This is a genomic window from Pedobacter sp. P26 (assembly GCF_050632135.1).
Classification (GTDB): Bacteria; Bacteroidota; Bacteroidia; order Sphingobacteriales; family Sphingobacteriaceae; genus Pedobacter.
The window spans coordinates 5,437,882-5,463,368 of record NZ_CP192574.1; the positions used below are offsets into that span (position 1 = coordinate 5,437,882).

20 protein-coding genes are annotated in these 25,487 nt (G+C 39.4%); 5 read left to right on the top strand and 15 right to left on the bottom strand.

Annotated elements, in window-relative coordinates; all coding sequences use genetic code 11:
- Positions 1 to 99: 99 nt before the first annotated feature.
- Positions 100 to 684, bottom strand: coding sequence for a 50S ribosomal protein L25/general stress protein Ctc (locus ACQ86H_RS25250; RefSeq protein ID WP_138819897.1), 585 nt, complete (start codon positions 682 to 684; stop codon positions 100 to 102).
- Between the two features lie 146 nt (positions 685 to 830).
- Positions 831 to 1,772, bottom strand: coding sequence for a ribose-phosphate pyrophosphokinase (locus ACQ86H_RS25255; protein ID WP_029278327.1), 942 nt, complete (start codon positions 1,770 to 1,772; stop codon positions 831 to 833).
- 369 nt (positions 1,773 to 2,141) lie between these two features.
- Here ACQ86H_RS25255 and ACQ86H_RS25260 point away from each other — a divergent pair, with 369 nt between their 5' ends.
- The 5 genes from ACQ86H_RS25260 to ACQ86H_RS25280 all read left to right on the top strand — a co-directional run bounded on the left by ACQ86H_RS25260 (position 2,142) and on the right by ACQ86H_RS25280 (position 9,203).
- On the top strand, positions 2,142 to 2,462 hold the full coding sequence (locus ACQ86H_RS25260) for a protein O-mannosyl-transferase family (RefSeq protein WP_431292879.1): 321 nt from the start codon (positions 2,142 to 2,144) through the stop codon (positions 2,460 to 2,462).
- Positions 2,440 to 5,169, top strand: a complete 2,730-nt coding sequence (locus ACQ86H_RS25265) for a glycosyltransferase family 117 protein (protein ID WP_431292880.1) — start codon at positions 2,440 to 2,442, stop codon at positions 5,167 to 5,169. The genes ACQ86H_RS25260 and ACQ86H_RS25265 overlap by 23 nt, the downstream gene beginning before the upstream one ends.
- A 214-nt stretch (positions 5,170 to 5,383) precedes the next feature.
- Positions 5,384 to 5,701: a glycosyltransferase family 117 protein gene (locus ACQ86H_RS25270; protein ID WP_431292881.1), complete on the top strand. Its 318-nt coding sequence runs from the start codon at positions 5,384 to 5,386 to the stop codon at positions 5,699 to 5,701.
- Complete coding sequence (locus ACQ86H_RS25275) at positions 5,695 to 8,421, top strand: DUF2723 domain-containing protein (RefSeq protein ID WP_431292882.1); 2,727 nt, start codon at positions 5,695 to 5,697, stop codon at positions 8,419 to 8,421. Before ACQ86H_RS25270 ends, ACQ86H_RS25275 begins: the two co-directional genes overlap by 7 nt.
- Before the next feature lie 227 nt (positions 8,422 to 8,648).
- Positions 8,649 to 9,203, top strand: coding sequence for an REP-associated tyrosine transposase (locus ACQ86H_RS25280; RefSeq protein WP_431292883.1), 555 nt, complete (start codon positions 8,649 to 8,651; stop codon positions 9,201 to 9,203).
- A gap of 197 nt (positions 9,204 to 9,400) precedes the next feature.
- On the opposite strand, the gene ACQ86H_RS25285 is transcribed toward ACQ86H_RS25280, so the two are convergent.
- The 13 genes from ACQ86H_RS25285 to ACQ86H_RS25345 all read right to left on the bottom strand — a co-directional run bounded on the left by ACQ86H_RS25285 (position 9,401) and on the right by ACQ86H_RS25345 (position 25,456).
- A complete protein-coding gene (locus ACQ86H_RS25285) occupies positions 9,401 to 10,363 on the bottom strand; it encodes an acetyl-CoA carboxylase carboxyltransferase subunit alpha (RefSeq protein WP_431292884.1) in 963 nt (320 codons plus the stop codon).
- Positions 10,364 to 10,805: 442 nt separating this feature from the next.
- A complete protein-coding gene (locus ACQ86H_RS25290; protein WP_431292885.1) occupies positions 10,806 to 12,365 on the bottom strand; it encodes a S10 family peptidase in 1,560 nt (519 codons plus the stop codon).
- Between the two features lie 328 nt (positions 12,366 to 12,693).
- Positions 12,694 to 14,289, bottom strand: a complete 1,596-nt coding sequence (locus ACQ86H_RS25295; RefSeq protein ID WP_431292886.1) for a SusD/RagB family nutrient-binding outer membrane lipoprotein — start codon at positions 14,287 to 14,289, stop codon at positions 12,694 to 12,696.
- A 39-nt stretch (positions 14,290 to 14,328) separates the two neighbouring features.
- Complete coding sequence (locus ACQ86H_RS25300) at positions 14,329 to 16,182, bottom strand: hypothetical protein (protein WP_431292887.1); 1,854 nt, start codon at positions 16,180 to 16,182, stop codon at positions 14,329 to 14,331.
- 31 nt (positions 16,183 to 16,213) lie between these two features.
- Complete coding sequence (locus ACQ86H_RS25305; RefSeq protein WP_431292888.1) at positions 16,214 to 16,414, bottom strand: hypothetical protein; 201 nt, start codon at positions 16,412 to 16,414, stop codon at positions 16,214 to 16,216.
- A gap of 61 nt (positions 16,415 to 16,475) precedes the next feature.
- On the bottom strand, positions 16,476 to 17,588 hold the full coding sequence (locus ACQ86H_RS25310; RefSeq protein ID WP_431292889.1) for a carboxypeptidase-like regulatory domain-containing protein: 1,113 nt from the start codon (positions 17,586 to 17,588) through the stop codon (positions 16,476 to 16,478).
- A 186-nt stretch (positions 17,589 to 17,774) separates the two neighbouring features.
- Complete coding sequence (locus ACQ86H_RS25315; RefSeq protein ID WP_431292890.1) at positions 17,775 to 18,848, bottom strand: FecR family protein; 1,074 nt, start codon at positions 18,846 to 18,848, stop codon at positions 17,775 to 17,777.
- 613 nt (positions 18,849 to 19,461) lie between these two features.
- Positions 19,462 to 20,016, bottom strand: coding sequence for an RNA polymerase sigma factor (locus ACQ86H_RS25320; RefSeq protein ID WP_138819882.1), 555 nt, complete (start codon positions 20,014 to 20,016; stop codon positions 19,462 to 19,464).
- A gap of 179 nt (positions 20,017 to 20,195) precedes the next feature.
- Positions 20,196 to 21,341 (bottom strand): alpha-amylase family glycosyl hydrolase, encoded by a 1,146-nt coding sequence (locus tag ACQ86H_RS25325; RefSeq protein ID WP_431295474.1) that lies wholly within the window; start codon positions 21,339 to 21,341, stop codon positions 20,196 to 20,198.
- Positions 21,302 to 22,126, bottom strand: coding sequence for a hypothetical protein (locus tag ACQ86H_RS25330; RefSeq protein ID WP_431292891.1), 825 nt, complete (start codon positions 22,124 to 22,126; stop codon positions 21,302 to 21,304). Before ACQ86H_RS25330 ends, ACQ86H_RS25325 begins: the two co-directional genes overlap by 40 nt.
- Before the next feature lie 150 nt (positions 22,127 to 22,276).
- Entirely contained in the window at positions 22,277 to 23,653 is a 1,377-nt protein-coding gene (locus tag ACQ86H_RS25335; protein ID WP_431292892.1) for an MFS transporter, read from the bottom strand.
- Positions 23,654 to 23,777: 124 nt separating this feature from the next.
- The gene (locus ACQ86H_RS25340) at positions 23,778 to 24,386 is read right to left on the bottom strand and encodes a hypothetical protein (RefSeq protein ID WP_431292893.1); all 609 of its coding nucleotides are present in this window, start codon (positions 24,384 to 24,386) and stop codon (positions 23,778 to 23,780) included.
- Positions 24,308 to 25,456, bottom strand: coding sequence for an alpha-amylase family glycosyl hydrolase (locus tag ACQ86H_RS25345; RefSeq protein ID WP_431292894.1), 1,149 nt, complete (start codon positions 25,454 to 25,456; stop codon positions 24,308 to 24,310). The genes ACQ86H_RS25340 and ACQ86H_RS25345 overlap by 79 nt, the downstream gene beginning before the upstream one ends.
- Between the last annotated feature and the right edge of the window lie 31 nt (positions 25,457 to 25,487).

Genomic DNA, 25,487 nt, shown 5'->3' on the forward strand with positions numbered 1-25,487 from the left:
GGTTAGCGTTGGCAAATTGACCTCTTTAAAAACAAAAAAGCGTTCCGACTTAAATCGGAACGCTTCATCTTAAAATCAGGAAAATCCTAAGAATCCTGATTATTTTTTACCTTTAGCCGCTTCAGTTTCTGCTTGTTTTAATGCTCTAGACATTGCAACAGAAACGATAGTATCTTCAGGAGTGTTAGTGATTACGTATTTATCACCTTTAAGGTCACGAACACGGAATAAGCTACCAACTTCTAATTTCTCTAAGCTTACCTCTACGTTTTGTGGCATATCAGCTGGTAATGCTTTAACACGTAGTTTACGTAATTTCTGAATTAATTTACCCCCCATTTTAACACCTGGAGAAGTTCCTGTTAATTTAACCGGGATCTCCATAACGATTTCTTTCTCGTCGAATAACTGAAGAAAATCGATGTGCATTAATACGTCGGTAAGTGGGTGATATTGAGTATCTTTAACAATAGCTTTAGTTTTAGTACCGTTTACATCAATTTCCACAAAGTTAACTTCCGGGGTATAAATAACATCTCTTAAATCAGCAATAACTACAGCTAAGTGTTGTTGCTCTTTTCCACCATACAATACCGCCGGAACTTTACCTTCGTAACGAAGTTCCTTGGCATCGCGTTTCCCTACGTTCTCTCTTGGAGAACCGCTAATTGCGATTGTTTTCATTTTTTATTTATATTTATTTATTAGTAGTAAGTATCGAGTATCAAGTAAAAGCCTTACGCCTTTAACTTTTCACCTTCAACCTTAATTATGCTCTTCTTGTTGTTTGACGTTTGGCGTTTTAACCGCTTATCGCTAAACGCTTTGCACTACACTCTAAACAGATCACTAATTGACCCGTGTTCGTTTACATTGGCAATTGCCCTTGCAAATAAACTGGCTGTACTTAGCACTCTTATTTTCGGACTCTCCTGTTTTAACGGGATCGTATCGGTTACTATCAGTTCTGTCAATACCGAATTTTCTACGGTTTCGATTGCTTTGCCCGATAATACAGCATGTGTACAAACCGCTCTTACACTTGCTGCACCGTTTTCCATAATCAAAGCCGCAGCTTTTGATAAGGTACCGGCAGTATCGCAGATATCATCGATCAATACAACATCCTGTCCGGTTACATCACCAATAATCGACATTGATTCGATTTCGTTGGCACGTTTACGGCGTTTATCACAAATAATTACCTCAGCGTTAAAAAACTTTGCAAAAGTACGCGCCCTGTAAGAACCGCCCATATCTGGCGATGCAATGGTTAAGTTTTTTAAGCCTAAGCTTTTGATATAAGGAACAAAGATTACCGATCCATCTAAGTGATCAACCGGAATATCAAAGAAACCCTGTATCTGTGCAGCATGTAAATCCATCGTCATAATACGGTGAATACCTGCTGATTTCAATAAGTTAGCCACCAATTTGGCACCGATTGCTACACGCGGTTTGTCTTTTCTATCCTGACGGGCTAAACCGTAATAAGGAACCACTGCTGTAATATAATGTGCTGATGCTCTTTTAGCCGCATCAACCATTAGCAAAAGTTCCATTAAATTATCGCTGGGCTGATAAGTAGACTGGATTAGAAAAACATCACTACCACGGATTGACTCATCAAAGGAAGGCTGAAACTCTCCATCACTGAATTTGTGAATGGTGACGCTACCAAGTGGCTTGCCGTAGTGCTCGGCAATCTTAAGTGATAATCCCTTAGAACCTGTTCCGGAAAAAAGCTTTACCGGGTTAAACTGCAATGGCATGGGTTCGTGTAGTTACGGTTAAAAAAATCGGATCATGTCTATTTAAAACATGATCCGTTATTAAATTTGTAGTTGTCCGACCTGGATTCGAACCAAGACAAACGGTACCAAAAACCGTTGTACTACCCTTATACTATCGGACAAAAACTTTTCAAGGATATTCTCCTCGAAAGGGAATGCAAATGTAGGAACCTTATTTTAAATATGCAAGAGTGATTTTAAAATATTTTCAATTTCTTTCCTGCTGTTCTTTGTTTGCGATGCAAAGATAAAAAAATGATCATATCCGGTGCAACATTTTATTTTTTTCTACGACTTTTTTACCGCTAACCACTTAAATCATTTATTATCAAAGACTAAAATTAAACTATGAATTACTCAAGGATCAACACCATTGGAGGCTGGCTCTGTTTTAGCGTTGCCGCACTCACGTACATCTTAACTTTAGATCAATCCGTAAGTTTCTGGGATTGTGGGGAATTCATCTCCTCAGCTTTCCGTATGGAGGTCGTGCATCAGCCTGGAGCACCCATTGTTTCTATGATCCAGAGATTATTCTCTGCCCTGGCTTTTGGCGATAAAACTAAAGTAGCCTATTTTGTTAATATTGCTTCGGCCCCTTGCAAGCGCAGGAACGATTTTGTTTTTATTCTGGACCATTACCGCTTTGGCAAAGAAAACAGTGATTAAAAAAGGGGAAGAAATCAGCAAACAGCAAATCATTGGCATTATGGGTGCCGGCCTGGTTGGCGCGCTGGCTTATGCTTTTTCTGATAGTTTCTGGTTTTCGGCAGTAGAGGCTGAGGTTTATGCCATGTCATCGCTTTGCAGCGCCATCGTATTTTGGGGTATCTTAAAATGGGAATCGCAGGCTGATGAACCAAAAGCAGACAGATGGTTACTTTTTGTAGCCTATATTATGGGACTTTCTATCGGCGTGCATATTTTAAACCTGCTTACCATTCCTGCATTAATATTTGTTTATTATTTTAAAAAGAATCCATCGCCAAGCTGGCAAGGTGTTCTAAAAATATTTTTTGTTTCCATCGCAGCTTTAGCTGTGGTGCAATTTGGTATCATCCAATACGTGGTATCGCTTGCAGCAAGCTTCGATTACTTTTTTGTAAATTCCATGAACCTTAGCTTTGGTTCGGGGATATTATTTTTTGCTGTTTTATTGATCGGAAGCTTAGTTTATGGTATCCGTTATTCCATCCTTAAAAACAAAAGGGCTTTAAACCTGATCCTGTTATTCACTGTATTACTTTTATTTGGATACAGTTCTTTTGCGTTATTGGTTATCAGAGCACAGGCCAAACCTAACCTGAACAATTATAACGTGGATAATGTATTCTCGCTTTCGAGGTACCTGGGCCGCGACCAATATGGCGACAGGCCTTTACTTTATGGGGAGAATTACAATTCAGAAAAAATCGACATTAAAGAAACGGGCAAAATTATCCGTAAAGGCGACAAAAAATACGAACCGGCTGGAACAAAATCAGCCTATGTTTTTGCCGATAAAACTTTAATGCCACGGATGTACAGTGATAAACCTGAACATGTGAGGTTTTACAAAAGTTATATGGGTTTTGATGATGCACATAAACCTACACTTATCGATAATTTAAAATATCTGTTCTCTTTCCAGACCGGACAGATGTATATGCGTTATTTTATGTGGAATTTTGTAGGCCGGCAGGATAACGAAGATGGACAGTTTGGCGGAAAAGATGGCAATTGGCTAAGTGGCATTAAACCAGTAGACGCCATCAGGCTTGGCAGTCAAAAAAATCTGCCGCCGTCTATTGTAGAGAATAAAGCCTATAACAGGTTTTTCTTTTTACCTTTAATCATCGGTTTAATTGGTGCAGTTTGGCACTTTAAACACAACCAAAAAGATGCCGGCATTATCGGTTTATTATTCGTTTTTACCGGAATTGCGATTGTTGTTTACTTAAATTCTGTACCGATTGAGCCCCGCGAAAGGGATTATGCTTATGTAGGCTCATTTTATGCCTTCGCCATCTGGATAGGGTTAGGTGTATTTGGATTAAAAGACTTTATTTTCAAAAAACTAACGCCTGTACGTGCAAGTATCTTTGCTTCGGTTATTGCTTTGCTCGGTGCACCGATTATTATGGCCAACCAGGGCTGGGACGATCACGACCGTTCTGATAGCCACGTAGCCAGGGATATGTCAGTCAATTACCTTAAATCATGTGCGCCCAATGCCATTTTATTTACTTACGGCGATAACGACACCTACCCTGTTTGGTATGCGCAGGAAGTGGAAAATGTACGTCCGGATGTGCGGGTGGTAAACCTGAGTTTATTTACTGCCGATTGGTATATCGATGGCATGCGCAGAAAGCAAAATGAATCGGCACCACTTCCTATCACCCTAAAACCTGAGCAATATGTTGAAGGGACGAGGGACATTATGTATTACCAGGATTATAAGATTGCACAACATATCGAATTACAGCAAATTTTGGATGTACTCCTCTCCGATCACGATGAAGATAAGGTAACCATGAACGATGGCTCGAAATACAATGTATTACCGACTAAGAATCTGAAACTTGCGGTAAGTCCACAACAGGTTTTGGATACAGGTACGATACCCAAAGAAGATGCAGGCAAAATTGCGAGCAGCATGGAATGGACATTTAACCAAAATTACGTAACCAAAGGTACACTGGCTTTATTTGATATTTTGGCGCATAACAACTGGGAACGGCCGATTTATTTTACCGGAGCCATGCCAGATGAGCAATACGTAGGATTGAACAAATACCTTTATTCGGAAGGATTGAACAAAAGGCTGCTTCCATTAAAACCCGATACAGCCATTACAGAAGATTATGAGCGCATCAACATTAAACCTTTGTATAACAACCTGATGAATGTGTATGGTTTTGGTAATATCAAAAATGCCAATCATTTAGACAGGCAATCTGCTGATGATGTAACCATGTTATCGAATATGTTTAATGGTTTATTAAACGGCATGATCAACGAAGGCAAAATTGCGGAGAGCAAAAAAGTAGCGGACAAGTATGTTGCGGTAATCCCATCTAAATTTTACAGTATGCGCCAGGTAATGAGCACTTATTATTTTACCGAAAGCCTGTATCGGTTAAATGATTTAAATCGTGCCAATGCAATGATCAAAAAAACGGCCGATTATGTGGGCAAGGAACTTACCCACCTGGCCGATGTTTCAGAGAGTAAAAATCAGCTGTCATCAGAACAGGATGTACGTTTCTATCTTAGTTATTTAGGGCAAATGGTAAAATTAACAGAGGTATTTAAACAAGCAGCACTGAGCAAAAGCCTTGAGAAACAATACAACGATCTGATTGTAAGGTTTACCCCGTTTGCCGCAGGATAGGCAAAAAACATTCTAAATTTAACCCATAGGCAGATTTTACATTTCTGCTTGTGGGTTTTTGCTTTCCAATAAATTAAAATCCTTTATGTTAAAGGCCTTAAGCCGTTAAAAATTGTTAAATCAATGCAAAAATTTACCTGTTTTATCGACTAGAATAGTTAATTTCGGCAGCATTTTTATGTGAAAACAATTTTTAATATCATTAAACAAACCAATGAATTATTCAAAAGTTAATAATATAGTAGGCTGGATCTGCTTTTTAATTGCTACACTAACTTACGTTTTAACCTTAGAGCCTTCTGCCAGTTTTTGGGATTGCGGTGAATTTATCGCATCGGCATTTAGAATGCAGGTTGTTCACCAGCCTGGTGCGCCTTTATTCTTAATGATCCAACGTTTCTTCTCCATTTTTGCAGCTGGAGATTTAACCAAAATTGCTTACTGGATGAACGTAGGCTCGGCTGTTTCAAGCGGGGCAACTATCTTATTTTTATTTTGGACCATCACTGCATTGGCTAAAAAACGGTGTTAAAAGCTGGTGAAGGATTAACAACCGGTAAATTGATCAGTATTATGGGTGCGGGTGCCGTTGGTGCTCTGGCTTATACTTTCTCTGATAGTTTCTGGTTTTCGGCTGTAGAATCAGAGGTTTATGCGCAATCCTCTTTATTCACAGCCATTGTATTCTGGGCTATCCTTAAATGGGAAGCGCATGCCGATGAGCCACGCGCCGATCGTTGGTTACTGTTTATCGCCTATATTATGGGTTTATCAATCGGTATCCACTTGTTAAACTTATTAACCATCCCGGCACTTGCTTTTATTTATTATTTCAAAAGAACAGATAAAGCAACCACAGCAGGTATATTCAAAACACTTATTGTTGGTATCTTAATTTTAGCAGTAATCCAATATGGTATTATCCAATACCTGGTTTCGTTCGGTGCGTATTTCGATCTGTTCTTTGTAAATACATTAGGTCTTGGTTTTGGAACCGGCGTTTTATTCTTCGCCATTTTATTAATCGGTGCCCTGGTTTGGGGGATCCGTTATTCGATCAAGCATCAAAAGAAATTATTAAACTTAGGTTTAATCTCTACCGTTTTAATCATTTTCGGTTATGCATCCTTCTCGATGATCATCATCAGGGCAAAAGCAGATCCGAATTTAAATAACAGTGCACCTAAAGATGCTTTCTCTTTCTTAAGTTACCTAAACCGTGAGCAATATGGCGATAGGCCATTGGGTTACGGTCCTAATTATAACTCTGAAAGAACAGGTGTAACAGAAGGTAAAACCATCTGGAGAAAAGGAAAAGACAAATACGAGGTAGCGGGTAAAAAAACCGATTACGAATACAGCAACAACACTTTATTGCCACGTATGTATAGCGACGACCCTAAACATGCCAGTTTTTATAAAGAGTGGATGCATTTGGATGATAGTAAACACCCGAATTTAGTTGATAATGTTGGCTTTTTGGCCAGCTACCAGATCGGCTACATGTATATGCGTTACTTTTTCTGGAATTTTGTTGGTCGCCAGAACGATGAACAAGGTCAGGGAAGCGGATTTGAAGGAGAATGGATTAGTGGTATTAAACCGTTTGATAGCTGGTTACGTGGAGATCAAAGTCATTTGCCACCATCAACAGTTGATAATAAAGCATACAATCGTTTCTTCTTTTTACCGTTGATTATGGGAATAATTGGCGCACTTTGGCACTTTAAACGCAACCAGAAAGATGCTGGCGTAGTGGCTTTGTTATTCTTTTTTACGGGTATCGCGATTGTATTATACTTAAACCAAAAGCCTCTGGAACCTCGTGAAAGGGATTATGCTTATGTAGGATCTTTTTATGCCTTTGCGATATGGATTGGGCTCGGGGCACTGGCCATTAAAGAGTGGTTGTTTAAAAAACTAACTCCAACTGCCGGTGCCATTGGTGCAACGGTTATCGGTTTATTGGCTGCTCCGGTAATTATGGCCGAGCAGGGATGGGATGACCATGACCGTTCTACGAAACTGGTCCCTCATGATATCGCGCTGGATTACTTACAATCCTGTGCACCAAATGCCATTTTATTTACTTATGGCGATAATGATACCTATCCGCTTTGGTATATCCAGGAGGTAGAGAATGTTCGTCCTGATGTTCGCATTGTAAACTTAAGTTTATTTGATACAGATTGGTACATCAACGGTTTAAGACAAAAACAAAATGAATCGGCTCCATTGCCAATTACCATGAAACCTGAACAATATGTACAGGGTGAAAGAGATGTAATGCCTTATGATGATTATAAAATTGCAGGTAATGTTGAGCTTAAAAATGTAGTTGATTTATTGTTATCAAACGATGAGAGCGATAAAGTAGCCATGCAAGATGGATCAAAATCTAATTTTCTGCCAACTAAAAACCTTAAAATTACGGTAGATCCTCAGCAAGTAATCAGCACAGGAACAGTGCCTGCAGCTGATGCTTCAAAAATTACTACCACAATGGATTGGAAATTCAATAAAGGTTATGTTACTAAAGGAACTTTGGCTATGTTCGATATCCTTGCACATAACAACTGGAAACGTCCGATTTATTTCGCTTCTACTGTACCTTCTGAGCAATATAATGGTTTGGATAAATATTTATACAGTGAAGGTTTGGCCATGCGTTTATTACCGCTTAAAGCTGACACAACAGCATCTGAAGATAGACCAGAGCAATTGAACACGCCTGTTTTATATAATAATGTGATGACTAAATTTAAGTGGGGAAATATGAAAACTGCTAAATATTTAGATCCGCAATCATCAGATGATACTTTCATTTTTACGAACCTCTTCAGTAGCTTAACCAACAGCTTAATTAAAGAAGGTAAAATTGCTGAAGCTAAAAAAGTAGTAGATAAATATTTCGCGGTAATGCCTGATAAATTCTTCGGCATCCGTACCGTTGTAGTGAAATTCTATATGGCTGAAAACTTATATAAACTAGGAGAAACTGCCAGAGCGAATGATATTTTAGACAAATCTGGGGATTATATCAATAAGGAATTAAACTATCTGGCTGATATTTCACAATCAAAAGGTTTAACCGGATCTCAGAATATTCAAACCGGCTTATATTATCTGGACAGAATGATTAAAACCAGTAAAGCTGCAGGTCAGGATAAGTTGAGCGAGAAGCTGCAGAAAACATTCAACAACCTCGAAGGCCGTTTATCAATGTTCTTCCCACAACAAAGCCCGCAGTAATAAACGGATTTAAAAATAGCTTACAAAGCAGCTGCATTAATTTGTAGCTGCTTTTTTGCTTGCGCTCGTTTCTAACGAGCGCAGTAATAGCCTTACGATTTCATCGTAAAAGATGATATAAATTTAAATTTAGGATATAAGTCGTAAATATGACCAACTATCTATATGCTCGTTGGAACAAGCATGAGCAATTATGATTTTTCTGAATAAATAAATATTTTTATTAAATGTCAGATCAATACCAAGCAAGAGATCCGGAAGGCATCTATTTTTTAACTTTTACGATTGTAGATTGGGTAGATATATTCACCCGATCATCGTATAAAGAAATTATTATTAATTCACTAAAACACTGCCAATCCAACACAGGGTTAACACTTTACGCCTATTGCATGATGACCAACCACATACATCTCATTGCCTCTGCGAGTGGAGATGTAAAGCTTTTTGAAATTATTAGAGATTTTAAAAAGTTTACGAATAGGGCGATTATCAAAGAGATTACTTCAGGAAATGAAAGCAGGAAAAAGTGGCTGCTAAATAAATTTGAATTTGCAGGCAAATACTTGACAAGAATTGAGAATTATAAGGTTTGGCAAGATGGTTACCATGCTATTGAATTAATCAGTCGAGATTTTACATTTCAAAAGCTAAATTACATTCATCAAAATCCAGTTAGAGCCGGAATTGTATCAGAGCCCGAACATTATATTTATAGTTCCGCGACTAATTATCATGGGCTTAGAGGACTAATAGAAATTGAATTACTAGACATTGATTAATATTTATTGAATGCTTGCGCTCGTTTCGAGTGCAGCAATTGCTTTACGATTATATCGTAAAGCAAGCTAAAGATATTGATAACTAACACCGTAAAATACGGTATCCTATTTACACGCTCGTTAGAAACGAGCGTGAGCGCGCAAAAAAATCCCATTCAGCATTGCCGAACAGGATTCAAATTTATTTTAGTTAATGATTATTCGTTTACAACACCCATCGCACAGAATTTTTCAATCCTTTGTTCGATCAGCTTATCCGTTTTTAATTTACCTAAAGCAGTTAAATCTTTAACGATATACTCTTTTAATGTTTTACCCATCAATTCCGGATCCTGGTGTGCACCACCAAGCGGCTCAGGAATGATGCCATCGATTAGTTTGTTGCCAAACATATCATCAGAAGTCAATTTCAAACATTCAGCAGCTTTCTCTTTAAAATCCCAGCTTCTCCATAAAATAGATGAACAAGATTCCGGAGAAATTACAGAGTACCAGGTATGCTCTAACATATAAACTTTATCGCCGATACCGATGCCCAAAGCACCACCCGAAGCACCTTCACCTACAACAATGCAAATAATTGGTACGCGCAGAATAGACATTTCCAATAAGTTTCTGGCAATAGCTTCACCTTGTCCACGCTCTTCTGCCTCTAAACCAGGGTAAGCACCCATCGTATCGATAAAAGAGACAACCGGTTTATTGAATTTTTCAGCCAAACGCATTAAACGCAATGCCTTACGGTAACCTTCCGGGTTGGCCATACCGAAATTACGAAACTGACGCTCTTTGGTGTTTTTACCTTTCTGGTGACCGATAACCATTACTGTTTGACCATTGATGGAAGCAAAACCACCGATAATCGCCTTGTCATCCTTAACCGTTCTATCACCATGCATCTCGATAAAATCATCGCAGATCATGTTAATATAATCAAGGGTTTGTGGACGATCTGGGTGACGGCTCATCTGAACCTTGTTCCAACCGGTTAAATTTTTATATAAGTTATTGGTAGTTTCATCTAATTTACCATCAAGCTCGTCTAAAGTGGCAGACATATCTACCTTAGTTTTTTCGGCAACTTGCTTAACCTTTTCTATCTGCTGAACTAAATCTGCAATAGGTTTTTCAAAATCGAATGATGTTTTTATTTGCTGCATAATTGAACCACAAAAATAAGTAATTATTTTTAGTTTGTAACCAACAGTTTTTCGTTTACGTTTTTGGAGGGGAATTGCTTTGGCTTTACAGGTAAAAGAACGCTGTAAATACGATTTATTTCTTTTTTTGGAAAGCAATTGCAGTGGCACTTTGGTTGGGTTCCGTCCTGCTCTCCCTCCAGCCACGAAAAGTGGCATCCGTACGATCAGGTTTATTTTATTCTGGTTTCTGCATTATGCGGGGTTTCCATGCCACCGCCCTAACCTACCTAGCCCTGATTGCAATGGAAAGCACGCAAGCGAAGTATCCCGATTCATCGGGACGGACTTACAATGCAAAGCAGGACGAACGATAATTATTGTTCTTCAACTGCGCCCAATAAACCTAAAATAGTTGACAAATTAATAGCAATGTGCATAGGAATTTGTCAACTCTAATTTTTTAGAACTTAGCGGCCTCGCCTGCTTTTGGCAATGCTTTTTTGATAAACTTACGGATATGGTTATTGGCCGTTTTCAGATCATCCTTACGTAAATACATCATGTGTCCGCTACGGTAACCTTCCCAGCTCATACGGTCTTGCAATTTACCAGCTGCATCTAACTGCCATATACTGTATTTGGCATTAAAATAATCGCAGGCTCCATCGTAATAGCCCGATTGCACCAATAAATGTAGATACGGGTTTTGTGCCATCGCCTGGCGGAGATTATCTCCGGTCTGATCTCCAGATTTATCCCATGGATAAACTGAACCGAACATATTGTATTTCAAATCGGTTTTATAATTCAGCTCGTTGCGGATGTACATATTGATAGCTGGTGTAAAAGAATGCAACCAGGAAGTTAGTTCTGCATTATAATCAGGCGCTTCTCCGGCACCCATTTTATCTATGCCACGATAGCGCGAATCTAACCTCCCAACAGTAAACCCTTTATCTCTTAATAGTTCTTTCCAAAAGAAATCGGTTGGTACATTAAGGTTATAATCTAAAATTACTTTTTCTGAAAGACCTGAGTAACGTGCCATTTTTACGGCAATGCCTTTCTTTTTATCAGCACTCAACATTCCTCCCTGCGAAATGGCCGGAATCAGCTCATTAATGGTAAAACTTTCTACTTCAGGGAGCATGGCGGTTAAATCTTTGCTTTGTAAATCGGCTGCCAAAGCTTTATGGTACCATGCAGTAGCAGCGAAATACGGTAAGCGCAAAGCTGCATCAACAGGGCCGCTACGCTCAATACCGAGTTCGGTTGGCGAAACCAATACCACACCGTTTAAATACATCCATTGACTGTTTTGCAGCTCTAAAGCTAAGCCAGAAACGCGTGTGGTGCCATAACTTTCGCCGATTAAAAACTTTGGCGAAGCCCATCGGTTATTCCGGGTTACAAAAGTATTGATCCACTCGGCCAGGTATTTAATATCGGCCCTTAAACCAAAGAATTTATTGGTTGGAATATCTTTGCTCACCGCTCTGGAATAGCCTGTGTTAACCGGATCGATGTATACAATATCTGCCACATCTAAAATAGAATATGGATTTTCTTTATAACCGTAAGGCTGTACAGGATAACCTTCATCATCAATATTCAGCACTACCGGACCGGTATAGGCAATGTGCATCCAAACCGAAGCAGAACCTGGTCCACCGTTAAAAGAAATTACCAAGGGTCTTTTATCGCGGTTTTGTATATCGCTGCGTTCATAATAGGTATAAAACAAGCCGGCTATGGGTTGCCCGTCTTCGTCCCAAACCGGTAATGTACCAGTAGTGGCGTTATATGGAACGGCTTTTCCATCAATCGTTACTGAATGATTGGTGATTACCGAGCTTTCTACTTTTATGTTTCTTTCGTTTGATGATGATTTGGGTTCATCTTTAACGGTAACCTGTGTGGTGGTTACCGTTTCTTTTGACTGACTCTTTTTTGGCGTTTGTTGTGCATGTACAAAAAAACCTGCACACAAAAAGGTGGTAAGTATAAATCTGAATTTCATTTAAAGTTTGGTTTGATATATAAATATCAAATTAATGCACCGTTAATCAAAAAACCGATTAGAAATGTTACCATAAAAAAACCAGCAAAGCTTTTGGCAATGCCGGTTCTGCAAAAAAAGCTGCAATAAAGCAGTAGGTCTTATCATTTTATCAATTAAATCACAACATCTTCTGCACTTGCTGACACTGCTATATCGAAGTTAATGTTTTAAATATCAGATCTTTACAATAAAATACTGCACAAACGTTTGCTATAAATCAGATCACATAAAAAGGCCGACAATGCATGCTGCACTGCCGGCCAGGTATAAATCGGGATGATTTATTTTATTTATCCCACCAAACCCTGCCAGTGAGGTTGTCACCCCCAGGTACAGCCGAAGAGGCTGCTTTGTAATTGGCGTTATTTTTGGCCGCTTCTTCAACCGGGTATGGGAAACGGCGTGGAATGGTACCATTGGTGGCATTACCTGGATAAACCACTGGGGTTAAAGCCGGAAATCCTGACCGACGCCAGTTAGACCATGTTTCATAAAAATCGAGCATGGTACAGGTATGCAACCAATATTGGGTATTGATCATTTCTAAACCATTGGCAGCAACGTAAGGATTGGCAGCAGCATAAGCGTCAGCTATTGTACCCGAAATGGCTAAACTTGCATCATACTGCGATAAGAAAGTGATACCTGCAGATAGTCCACTGGCATAATGAGTAGCAGCCGAACCGCCTATTGCCCATCTTTGCGCCGCCTCCGCCAATAAAAGTTCGCTTTCGGTATAGGTTAAAATAAATGTAACGCCGTCTTTTTTAATCATTGCCGGATTTGGCGAAGAGTAAGCCGGAAATGTGGTGTAAGAAGCATCTTGCCGAACATCTCTGCCTGCTATACCACTCAGGTCTTTTCCATTAGGCATTCCTTTTTGCAGAAGCGGATCGGCACTGTAATTGGGGTTTTGTGTTTTACTGTTTTCATCCAGATAAAGGCCTGTAACGGCAACTTTTGCTAAACGCGGGTCGTTTGCTGTTTTTAATTTATTAATGAAAGTTTGCGACCATTTAACATAATAGTTTTCCTGACCACCATCGCCCGATAATACCTGGCTATTTCTATTTTGCGTTACCCTTGCACCAGATACATCATGTTTAACAAAAGCATTATCATCATTACTGAGCATGGTTTTACCGATCACTTTTTGGGCGTAGGCTTTGGCTGTGTTTTCATCCACTTTGGTTAAACGCATGGCAATACGCAACAGCAATGTATTTCCGAACATTTTCCATTTGTTGATATCACCTTTATAAATGGCATCGCCGGTAACTTTATCACCATTTACATCCAATGCATTGGTGGCTTCTTCTACTTCTTTTAATAAATCCGTATAAATGGCTTGTTGTTTATCATATTTTGGGGCCAGATTACCGGTATAATAACCTTGTCCTGCTTCAGAATAAGGTGCATCGCCATACAGATCGGTAATACGTTCAAAAATCAGTGCTTTCCACAAACGGGCCACCTGGCGTACGTTATTATATTTAGGTAATCCCTTTGTAAATTCAACAATATCTACAATTGGTTTAACCTGCTCTACATAAGCACCTACAGTGGTGCTGCCCCAGTATGCTGCAGTATAACCTTCATTCAATAAATATTTATCACCCGCCCAATAACTTACCACAGTAGAAAGTCCCTGCATCATGGTAGAAGAATAGATTAAATTTCCCCTCCAGGTATCGTAAGCGAAATCGATACTGCCGGTATAGGTAAGCTGAGCAGTGGTTAACGTATAATTGGGATCAAAAGTTGCTGCGCCATAAGCAGATGGGTTGGTATTGATATCCTCGAAATTTTTGGTACAAGCCGAGATCATTAACATGCCGGTACAAAGTAACAGGCTATATTTTTTTAATATGTTCGTTTTCATTGTTTTGTCTGTTTAAAATTTAAAGCTTCACACTAAGGTTTACACCAAATGTTCTAACCGGAGGTACACCACCCAGTTCCAATCCCGGAAAGGTTGCATTATAACTCGATTCAGGATCGATATTATCCGTTTTTTCATCAGGATAAACAGGTTCCTGCCTACAAGACTCACATTTAAGCCATGTATTTTGTTGTTGAACATTTTTGCAGGAAAATTATAACCCAGGGTCATCTGCCTGAACTTGATGAAACTTGCATCCTGCACAAATTTATTAGACACATTATCTGCCGATAGCTGATAGTAAGTTGCGGCCGTGTTACCCAATGCCTCGCGGTTTTCGAGCGTAGCCTGGTGTAAACCAAAAACATAACCATAATAATCAGTTGCAGAGAATACTTTTCCACCCCATTTACCATCAATCAAAAAAGATAGGGTTGCACCTTTATAATTAAACTCGTTATTCCAGCCTGCAAACCATTTATTATATGCAGAACCATAAGCAACCAGATCACCACGCTGTGGGGCGTTATTTGCACCCAGCATAATATTTCCTGAAGCATCATATTTATAATCGTAAGCCATTACCTGAGAGGCGGCTTTGCCCGGGATATTCTGTAAAAAGCCAACGCCAGATCTTGAAGTGGCAATAAGATTTGAGGTAACACCATCAGCAAGTGAGATTACTTTATTGTCGTTATACGATCCATTCAAAGAAGAAGTCCATACTAAATCTTTGTTTTTTACCACCTGACCCGATAACAACAGCTCTACTCCTTTATTTTGAATTTTACCAGAATTTAAAACCGCACCACTATAACCAGTCGATGTAGATGTGGTTACAAACGTGATTTCATCTTTAGATATTTTTTTGTACCAGGTAAAATCGAGGTTTAAACGATCTCCGAAGAAGCGCATTTCCGTTCCGATCTCCAATTCTGATGCTTTTGAAGCTTTTAATGCAGAATTAGGAATATTTACGTTGGAAATGGTACCCAATGGCAATCCGTTTAAAACCTCACTTCTTAAACTATAGGTTAACAAAGTTTGATAAGGATCTGTGGCCTGACCAACTACTGCATAACCTGCCCTAACTTTACCAAAGCTTAAGAATGATGGTTTCCAAAGTTCTGAGAAAACAAATGAACCGCTAATGGAAGGATAAACCACATTTAACTTATTGTCTTTACCAGGCGTTGCCAGTGTAGAAAACCAGTCGGTACGTCCGCTACCTGTTAAATATAAAATATCTTTATAGGCAAGTTCAAGTGTACCATATACCGATTGTGTTTCGGCTTCGGATGCGACATACGCCACCGATTTATTTTTAGCGTTAAGAATATTATAAACGCCGGAAACGGCGAAATCGGCACCGCTATTGGTGGTTTGCGTTACATTTGTTCTACGGTAACTCGCACCGATATTTGGAGTAACAGAGAAATCTTCATCTACTTTAAAAGGCTTGCCGATTAATACATCGACGTTAACATCTGCAAATTTGGTGGCCTGCTCAACAATTTTACCGGGCGCATAATAAGCTGTACCTGATGGAACTACATTTTTATAGGTGTCGTTATAAGCATCGCGACCAGCACGACCTTGTACAAACAAACCATTATCAAAAGTATAACGGGCATTAAAAGAGCTAATCAAACGATCGCGTTTGGTATCGTTTACGAATTCGTTTGCCGCAAACCAGGGGTTGGTTGCATAAGCATTGCCTTTATTGTACTGAATTTCATTTCCATTGGCATCTTTCCATGGATCGAGGTTTTTTACGCTTACACTGGTTGGTAAAAATGCCACGTTATAATTGGCATTACCTGCACCATCTGATACCATCGGTCTGTTTTTAGCCTGCTCTAAAATATAGTTCATGCGAGCATCAATGGTCAACCTTTTAATTGGGTTAAAAGTACCGACCAGGTTAAAAAGATTGTCTGTTTAAGCCAGAATTTGGCACAACTGAATTGTTATGTACATCGTTGGCAGATAAACGGATGGTACCACCATCAAAACTTTTGTTTAAAGCAAGGGTATTAGACCATGTGCCCCCTGTGCGGTAAAAATCTTCAATATTATTTTTCTGCGCAGAATATGGTCTGCTTATCCCGTCAAACTGAATCACGTTAGAACCGTCTAATTTTGCTCCCCAGCTAGATCCGCCTACCTGTGCAGCAGCTGCTGCATCAATTGGCTTTTACCCCATTGGCGCCCTGTCCGTAAACATATTGCCAATTGGTTCTGTCCATTACCTGTTCTGCAACATAATTGGAATTAAGTTCGATGCTGTTGCCCTTTCCACTTTTAGTGGTGATCAAAATTACCCCGGCTTTTGCACGATAACCGTATAAGGCCGCTGCAGCGGCACCTTTTAACACCGAAATACTTTCAATATCATCTGGATTCAAGTTCCCAACGGCATCTCCTAAATCAGGTGCGTTATCATATTGACTACCTGAGTTCCCATTACCATTCAGGTTATTTAAACCCACTGGTTTATTCTCCATGGGTACACCGTTAATTACATATAAAGGCTGGTTGGTTTGACTTAAACTGGAAACCCCACGGATGGTTACGCTGGTTGCCGCGCCCACACCACCTGATGTTGAGCTAATATCTAAACCAGCCACTTTACCTACTAACGAGTTGGCCACATTATTTTCCCTGGCCTGGGTTAAGGTTTCGCCACTTACCTGCGTAACCGAATAGCCTAAAGCCCTTCTTTCTTTTTTAATACCCAAAGCCGTAACTACCACATCGGTAAGCTGTTTGGTATCTTCCGTTAAAACGATAGTAATGCTGGTCTGTGAGCCTATACCTACTTCTTTGGTTTGAAAACCTGCATAAGAAACCACCAAAACTGCATTTTCCGGGGCATTAAGAGAAAATTTACCATTAATATCGGTAGATGTACCTATTCCTGTTCCTTTAACCCTCACGCTGGCTCCCGGCAAAGTACCGCCAAGCGCATCTTTTACTGTTCCGGAAATGGGGACTTCTTTATTTTTGCTAATGACAATTAAGCCGCCATCAGAAACAGAATATTTCAGGTTGGTTCTGTTTAAAATGGCTGCCAAAACATCGGTAACCAAAGTATTGGTTACAGTAATACTTATATCCTTATTTACGGGAACGTAGGAAGAGCTGTAAACAAAATGGTAACTGCTTTGCTGCTCAATAATCTGTAAAACCCTGGCCAGTTTTGTTTTCTTAACATCCAGTGAAATTTTTTCCTGCGAAAAAACCGATGCAGAAACATTAAGGCAGGTAATGAAAACCATAATACAGGCTAGTTTCATTAGCATAATGAATTTTAGGAGCGCTTTATATTTTGGGCGCCCTTGCAGTAAGTAATAATAAATCATATTTTTGTTTTTTTGGTTGCATAAGTTCTTGGCAGCAATCTGTTTGCGCATAAACTGCCATTAATTGATCAAAAAAGAAATTCAAGAGGGCGGTGCTCCAACACCGTCCTTTTTTTCTTCCTATTTTGAGATAATTACCTGTTTTCCCTTTATCTCATATTTAAAATTATTTTCGGTTGCTTTTAATGCATGTAATACTTCTTCAATGGTCTCATTGGTAATGGTTGCCGTAAAACGGTATTTCTCAAGCGTCGGGTCAGTGAAACTGATTTCAACATTGTACCATTTCTCCAGCACATTTTTGATCTCGCTAAAATCCTGATCGTAAATTTCGATCCGGTTTTGTGTCCACGCGGTTTCAACAATAGTGCTGTCCTTTATTTTGGTGTAATGGTTAATGGTAATTTCGGGCTGTGGTGCTGCAGGTTTGACCAATTTATTCTTTTGCTGCGGAGCTACGCTTTTGTAAAACGTAACCTTCTGACTTGGCTTTAAAGTAATTACACCGCCATTTCCGTTTACGCCTTCCATGGTAATTAAACCGCGAATCAAAGTGGCTTCTGAGCTGATTTCATCCGGATAAGCTTTTACATTAAAAGCGGTACCCAGTACATTGATGTTAAAATCGTTGGTATGTACTTTAAAAGGTTTTTCCTTATTATGTTTCACATCAAAAAACGCCTCACCTGTTAAAGTAACTTCGCGGTATTTATCATTAAAATCTTTAGCAATGGTTAAAATACTCATGGCATTTAACAGCACAGAGGTGCCATCAGGCAACATAATTTTTTTACGTTCACCATTTTTTGTAGCGAAAGTGTAAACATCGGGTACTACGTTATTTGTACCTGTACTTTTATAATAGGTGTTATAAATTAAAACCCCACCAAGCACCAAAATTATGGCAGCGGCAATTTTTAACCATAAATAACGCTGTAGTTTAAGGACTTTTTCTTCAGTGGCAGGAAACATATTTTCTTTAAATTGTTCTACCTGCTTAACCAGCGGGCGTTTGTTACCGCTCAATATCACATAAAGTTTTTTTGCCTCTGCAATTACCGCTTCCTGTTCGGGGTGTGCATTAATGTATTTCTCCCAATATCCAATGCATAGCTTATCTGTTCCAGCGCAGTATTGCTGGAAAGTGCTGTCAACAAGAAAGTCTTCTGCATTGAATTTACTTCTATCAACCATTCTTTTTGCCTTTTATATAACAGTGCCCAAAAGCTTTATTTTTTCCTAAGGAAATTTTAACTTTTTTTAACATGACGAAATATATGCCCTGAATGCCAGCAGAATGAAGAAATTTAATTTGTAATAATATGGATTTTGAGGTTAAAAAGGCTGATTTCTCAGGCTTGAAAATAGTTAAGCACATTTTTTGGAAAGCAAGAACAGAAGCATTTAGCAAAAAATGTTCCTGCTTTTCGCTTGTAGTCCCGATTAGAAAAAATCGGGAGCTACCGCTGCAATCAGGTTTAGATGGCCCAGGCTGTATTACTATTGAGGAGTGCAGGGTGCAGACGATTAGGCCGCCAAGGACTACAAACTTAATTCCCTAAACCCGGTAGTAACGGAAATCCTTTTTATTGCCTATAATCATGATTAAAGTATACTTATTGCCTGTAGCGTTAAATTGCAATAAAAAGATTGGAGTGCATAACGGGGCTACAGTCCCCACGGAGACACGAATGTTCGTTTCCAAAACAAAAATATCCCTAAATAAACTACGTTTTAGCAGGAAAAATTTAGAAAATTTTTCTGTCAATTAGATTTCTCCACTGCGGTCGAAATGACGAAACTAAAATTATGCATTAAATTCCTTTCTCAGGATTTTAAGGGCATCATAAATGGTATTGTAGGCCGTTTTTATCGTCTGGTTGCTCTGTTCGGCAATCTGCTCGTAACTTAAGCCTTCAAAAAACTTTAAATGGATCAGTTGTTTCTGGCGAAAAGTGAGTTTTTCCAATGCATTTTTGAGTTGGTGCTGTACCAGTTCGTCGCTTTGCACCTTTACAATAAATTCTTCGTAGCTCATCTCCATCCAATCGCCATCTGCACCTGCATTAAAAAGGGCATCATTAATTTTACGCTTTCTTTCGAGAATCCTGAGCAATTTCCGTTTTAAGAAGGTGCGCAGGTAAGCTTCAACATTGTCAACCCGGATTAAACTTTCATGCTTTTCCCATACAGTGGTAAAAACGAGGTCGGTGGCTTCACTGGCCGTATCGGCATCGGCACAAACCCTGATCCCGAAATTAACCAATGGATAATAAAGTGCCGTATAGAGATCAAAAAATGCATCTTTATCGCCAGTCCGTAATCGTTCCCATAATAAATGATGCGCTAATTTGTTATCCATTAAGTTGTTAGTTGTTATCGCAATATTAACTAAAAACAATAAGATTATTACTAAGTTTCAGTTCGTGCAACACGAACTGAGTTGAAATTTAGACCTCGCAGGTTTTTAAACAGCGTAACCCTCAATGAGACCATTGAAAAACAATATAAGCCACGAATTGAACCTGCGGGGTCTGTAATTTATTTTAAAGCTACGCTACTAAAAATATGATATTCACCAGGCGCCAACGTTTTCGTATACGTACTGCCCGAAAAGTTAACACCATTTCCAACCGCATCGATCCAGGTTCCAGCCGATCCGAAATCGATATTTGCCGTTTGGCTCACCACATCAAAATTACCTACAACCACAACAGTATTGCTCCCTTCGGTTAACTTGATGTATTTAACGCCTCCCGCCAGGTTATAAGTTGAATTGCCTGAATTAAAAATGCTGTTATTCTTTTTCAATTTGATAAATTTAGCGTAGGCATTGTACAGGGCTTTACGGTTTGGATCAGTATAATAATCCCATTTAATTGGCTTTTCGCCTGTTCTACCATTAAAATCGATGTTGATATCATAACCCAGTTCTCCGAATTGCCAAACCATTTTCGGTCCGGGTATACTGAACAAAAATGCTGCTGCAAGTTCTTCTCTTTTTAAGGAAGTGGCCAGGTTTCCTTTAATCACATAACTGCCTAAAGCATTTCCATAAGTGATATTTTTAAAGTTCAGACGTTCCTCGTCGTGACTTTCACCATAGGTAACCAGACCATCAGACCTGGTGAAGCCATGATTGGCATAAAAGCCCCACTGAAAATTGGAATTATCCAGCCAGCCCATTGTGGCCTCGTTCATATTGTAATTGAGGTTATTCCAAATCATCATACCGTCATCAGCCAATACCTTTTCTTCTGATTCTTCGGCAAAATGTTCTAAAATCACATAAAAATTAGGGTCTAAGCTTTTAATGTAGCCATTATAGTCTTTCCAGATGGCGATACGACCAGCATCGTATAACCTGAACTGTGTATCATCTGTTGATTGTTTCTGTGTAAATCCTTTTGACAGATCAAAACGAAAACCATCAATTTTATATTGCTGCATCCAAAACTTCATCACGTCTTTCGAGAATTTTTTAGTCGCCGAACTTTCATGGTTAAAATCGTAACCTACATTAAATGGATGTTTAGCATCAACATTAAACCATGGGCTGTTTGCAGTAGGTTTTGAGCCATCGAAATACAATTGCACCATAGGCGATTGACCAAAAGAGTGATTTAATACCATATCCATAATTACGGCTATTCCGCGGCCATGGCATTCATCGATGAAGTTTTGCAGAGCGGTTTTAGTACCATAATACTTATCGGGGGCAAAGTAAAAGAAGGATTATAACCCCAGCTTAAATTTCCCTCAAATTCATTTACCGGCATTAACTCAATAGCATTGATACCCAAACCAGTTAAATAATCGAGTTTGGCCAAGGTTGATGCATAATTATGATCGGAGGTAAAATCGCGGATCAGCAATTCATAAATCACCAGGTTATTTTTATCTGGACGCGTAAAGCCGCTATTCTTCCAGGTATAAACGGGTTGATTGGCCTGCATCACACTCACAATTCCTGTAGTTTTACCTGTTGGGTAAGCTTTTAAGTTTGGGTAAGTCGCCGCAGAAATATATTGATCATTATCCGGATCAAGCACTTTTTCGCAATAGGGATCGGCTACTTTCAGGCTTCCATCTACATAAAACTGATAGGCATATTCTGTAGCTGGGTTTAAATTATCAACCTGGATCCACCAGTAATTTCCATCGGTTGTGTTTCTCATCGGTGTTGCGCTGGTTGACCAATTGTTAAATTCGCCGATCAGTGCAACCGATTTTTTACCGGGCGAGTACAAGGTCACAATGGCCGATGTCCCATTATTGATAAACGCGACACCATCTTTGGCTCCTGCAGGCAGATCAGCTTTTTGATCAGTTGGCGCAGGTTCTAAAACACCATCTGATGCTTTTTTACAGGCCGTACTACATATTATTACTAATAGTAAAAGGTAAACAATGGTTTTGACTCTTTTTGTTTCGTACACACACGAAACAAGGTGGTTAATTATTCTTTTCATTTGGTTAGGATTATTATTGGTTTTACCACAGAGAACACCGAGTTATCACGGAGCGCACTGAAAATAAATATTTTATGTACCTCGGTCTGTGTCCCCACAGGCCGAAATATGAATAATGGTCTGTGAGGACACAGACCATAGAGTAGTGTTTTAGACCGATCTATTTTCTTCTACTTCCAGTTTGGAAGTTAAAACTTCATCTGCTTTCTTTGGTTCACGGATAAATAAATAACAGATTATTGCCGCTAAAATCATCAATCCACCGCCTAATTGTACCGCCAAAAGCCTGTCGTTATTGAGCACATTACGCATAAGCCACCCAAAACCAAGCGAAGCAATAATTTCTGGCAATACAATAAAGAAGTTGAAAATCCCCATGTAAATCCCGATTTTATCTTTAGGCAGCGATCCGCTTAACATAGCATAAGGCATAGAAAGGATACTGGCCCAGGCAATACCCACGCCTGTCATGCATAAATACAGCATATTTTTATCGTGCACCCAGGCCACACTGATCAAACCGATTGCTCCGCAGATTAAACAAAGGGAATGGGTGGTTTTGCGGCCCAATGTATCGGCAATTTTTGGTAGTACCAGGGCAAACAGAAAAGTAATTACACTGTAATAAGCGAGTGTTAAACTGCCAAAATCTGCACCATGTGCATAAACCGGATCAGCAGCATCTTTACCGCCAAAAACATTAACAGCAACGGCTGTAGTGTAATAAAACCACATTAAAAATAAACCTGGCCAGGTAAAAAACTGAACCAGGGAAACAATCTGCATCCTTTTTGGCATATTCCTCAAGGCATGAAAAATCTCTCTTGCACCACCACCAAAACCTTTATTGCTTTCTTTTACTTTTTCTTTGAAATCTACATCCTGAGGCGGGTATTCTTTAGTGGTAAGCACCGTCCATAATACTGCAGCGAAAAAGAAAAATGCACCGATATAAAAAGAAAATTTTACATTTTCGGGGATATTACCTTGCGCTGCCGTATTAGTTAAATGGAAAACATTGTTCATGATCCAGGGCAAGGCTGATGCAACACTCCCACCCAAACCAATCATCATACTCTGCATAATAAAACCACGGTTCACCTGGCTATCAGGCAATTTATCAGTAACAAAAGCGCGGAAAGGTTCCATGGCAATGTTTCCAAAAACATCCAGAATCCAAAGCAGTCCGGCTGCCATCCACAATACACTGCTATGTGGCATAAAGATTAAGGCAATACTACTTACAATAGCTCCAAGCATAAAATAAGGTCTTCTTCTCCCCCATTTTGGATGCCAGGTACGGTCGCTCAGGTAACCAATAACAGGCTGAACGAGCAATCCGGTTAAAGGTGCTGCCAAAAACAATAATGGAACCTGATCGGGATTGGCGCCCAGGTTTTCGTAAATACGCCCCATATTGGCCCTTTGTAAATCCCAACCGAACTGGATCCCGAAAAAACCAACGCTCATGTTGATGATCTGTGCGAGTGTTAATTTGGGGTTCTCGAATATTGTTTTTAACGTCATTATATCTGGTTTAGTTTGTAACCGCAAAGGGCACAGAGGCAAAGAGACATAAAGTGGAAATTAAAATACGACCTCTGCTTCCTTTGCGCCACACTTAGCGTTCTTTGCGGTTAATTCATTGTTCTTAAAATTCTATCACCTGTGCACTAACCGGTGCCAGGGTTACTGGAATGCTTGTTCCTGCGGGAATATTTAATTTTTTACCTGTTAACAGCTCGGTAACGGGCGATGAACTTTTAACCTTTAAAATCTCCTCTGGGATTTGAATGTTGGCAGTTAAAGCTTCTGTTCGATTAAAATTGGCCACGATCAATAGACGTTGTTTACCTGAATAACGGATAAAAGCGTACATGCGCTTATTCATATTGCCGGTAGCTGGCACTTCATAAATTCTGCCATTAATTACAGCATCACTTGTTGTGGTTACTTTTAATAATTGCTTATAATAAGCCCTTAGATTTTGCTGTGCAGCATTTAATTTATGGCCATCAAATAAGCCGCCGTTCATCCATTTCTGGTGATTCGGAACGCCCCAATAATCGAAAATGGTGGTCCTATTATCGTCCTCACCAAAACCCTCTTGCCCTTTTCCGGGTTCGCCAACTTCCTGACCAAAATAAAGCATCACCGGACCACCACCTAAAGTTGCCGTAACTACCATTGCAGGTAGAGCCAGTTCGGCCTTGCCTGCAAATCCTGCAGATGCGATGCGTTCTTCATCATGGTTTTCCAAAAGCGTAACATGCGTTGGCCAAAACCAGCACTCTCTTTCTGCCAAACGAAACTAATATCTTTTACATCTGCGTTTGGTTCATTCCTGACCAATCTTTTTAAACCATCATATAAACCTACCTTATCGTACAGGTAATCGAATTTACCTTCGTCTAAATATTGTTTGTACACTTGTGGAATATAGGCTTCTCCGATAAAAATTAAATCAGGATTCACTTTTTTAACCTGAGGAATGACCCAGTTCCAAAATGCAATAGGAACCATTTCGGCCATATCACATCTGAAACCATCAATCCCTTTATTGGTCCAAAAGGTTAAAATATCACGCATTTTTAGCCAAACCGGTGGAATGGGATCGAAATATTTTTTCTCCCCATTTTGATAATCTACTCCATAATTTAACTTGATGGTTTCGTACCAATCATCGTATTTAGGCTGAGCAGAAAACACATTGTTCCCAGTTGCTTTTGCTGGATTCTCTTTAAACTTTGCATCCTGAAGTGCCGAAAGTGGTGTTTTTTGCCCATTTGCAGGAACCACCAAAGCCTGACCAGGTATATAATAAAAATCGTTTTTAGGGCTAAATGCTTTGGTTACCTCATCCTGTGCCCCAAAATCAACTACGCCATCCGGTTTTGAATAAGAATGGTAACTCCTGGCGACATGGTTGGGTACAAAATCGATCAAAATTTTTAAGTTTTTGGCATGTGTTCTTTTAATCAAAGCCTCAAATTCATCCATCCTGTTTTTAACATCAACAGCTAAATCAGGATCCACATCATAATAATCACGGATGGCATAAGGCGAACCTGCCCTGCCTTTTACCACATCAGCATCATCAACCTTAATTCCGTAAGCAGAATAATCGGTTAGGCTGGCGTGTGCAATGGCTCCTGTATACCAAACGTAATTTACATGGAGTTCTTTTATACCATCTAAAGCTTTATCGGTAATATCGTTAAACTTGCCAGAACCATTTTGTTCGATGGTTCCGTAAGGTGTATTAGTAGTATTTTTATTCCCGAACAAACGGGGCAGTAACTGATATATAACGATCTGTTTATCGTTCATTTTTGTACGCTTTTTTTGTGCAAAAGATGGT

What these genes read in the sequence shown, in the direction of transcription:
- ACQ86H_RS25250 (WP_138819897.1), bottom strand. Translation starts at nt 684, where the DNA reads ATGAAAACAATCGCAATTAGCGGTTCTCCAAGAGAGAACGTAGGGAAA.
- ACQ86H_RS25255 (WP_029278327.1), bottom strand. Translation starts at nt 1,772, where the DNA reads ATGCCATTGCAGTTTAACCCGGTAAAGCTTTTTTCCGGAACAGGTTCT.
- ACQ86H_RS25260 (WP_431292879.1), top strand. Translation starts at nt 2,142, where the DNA reads ATGAATTACTCAAGGATCAACACCATTGGAGGCTGGCTCTGTTTTAGC.
- ACQ86H_RS25270 (WP_431292881.1), top strand. Translation starts at nt 5,384, where the DNA reads ATGAATTATTCAAAAGTTAATAATATAGTAGGCTGGATCTGCTTTTTA.
- ACQ86H_RS25280 (WP_431292883.1), top strand. Translation starts at nt 8,649, where the DNA reads ATGTCAGATCAATACCAAGCAAGAGATCCGGAAGGCATCTATTTTTTA.
- ACQ86H_RS25285 (WP_431292884.1), bottom strand. Translation starts at nt 10,363, where the DNA reads ATGCAGCAAATAAAAACATCATTCGATTTTGAAAAACCTATTGCAGAT.
- ACQ86H_RS25290 (WP_431292885.1), bottom strand. Translation starts at nt 12,365, where the DNA reads ATGAAATTCAGATTTATACTTACCACCTTTTTGTGTGCAGGTTTTTTT.
- ACQ86H_RS25295 (WP_431292886.1), bottom strand. Translation starts at nt 14,289, where the DNA reads ATGAAAACGAACATATTAAAAAAATATAGCCTGTTACTTTGTACCGGC.
- ACQ86H_RS25310 (WP_431292889.1), bottom strand. Translation starts at nt 17,588, where the DNA reads ATGAAACTAGCCTGTATTATGGTTTTCATTACCTGCCTTAATGTTTCT.
- ACQ86H_RS25315 (WP_431292890.1), bottom strand. Translation starts at nt 18,848, where the DNA reads ATGGTTGATAGAAGTAAATTCAATGCAGAAGACTTTCTTGTTGACAGC.
- ACQ86H_RS25320 (WP_138819882.1), bottom strand. Translation starts at nt 20,016, where the DNA reads ATGGATAACAAATTAGCGCATCATTTATTATGGGAACGATTACGGACT.
- ACQ86H_RS25330 (WP_431292891.1), bottom strand. Translation starts at nt 22,126, where the DNA reads ATGAAAAGAATAATTAACCACCTTGTTTCGTGTGTGTACGAAACAAAA.
- ACQ86H_RS25335 (WP_431292892.1), bottom strand. Translation starts at nt 23,653, where the DNA reads ATGACGTTAAAAACAATATTCGAGAACCCCAAATTAACACTCGCACAG.
- ACQ86H_RS25345 (WP_431292894.1), bottom strand. Translation starts at nt 25,456, where the DNA reads ATGAACGATAAACAGATCGTTATATATCAGTTACTGCCCCGTTTGTTC.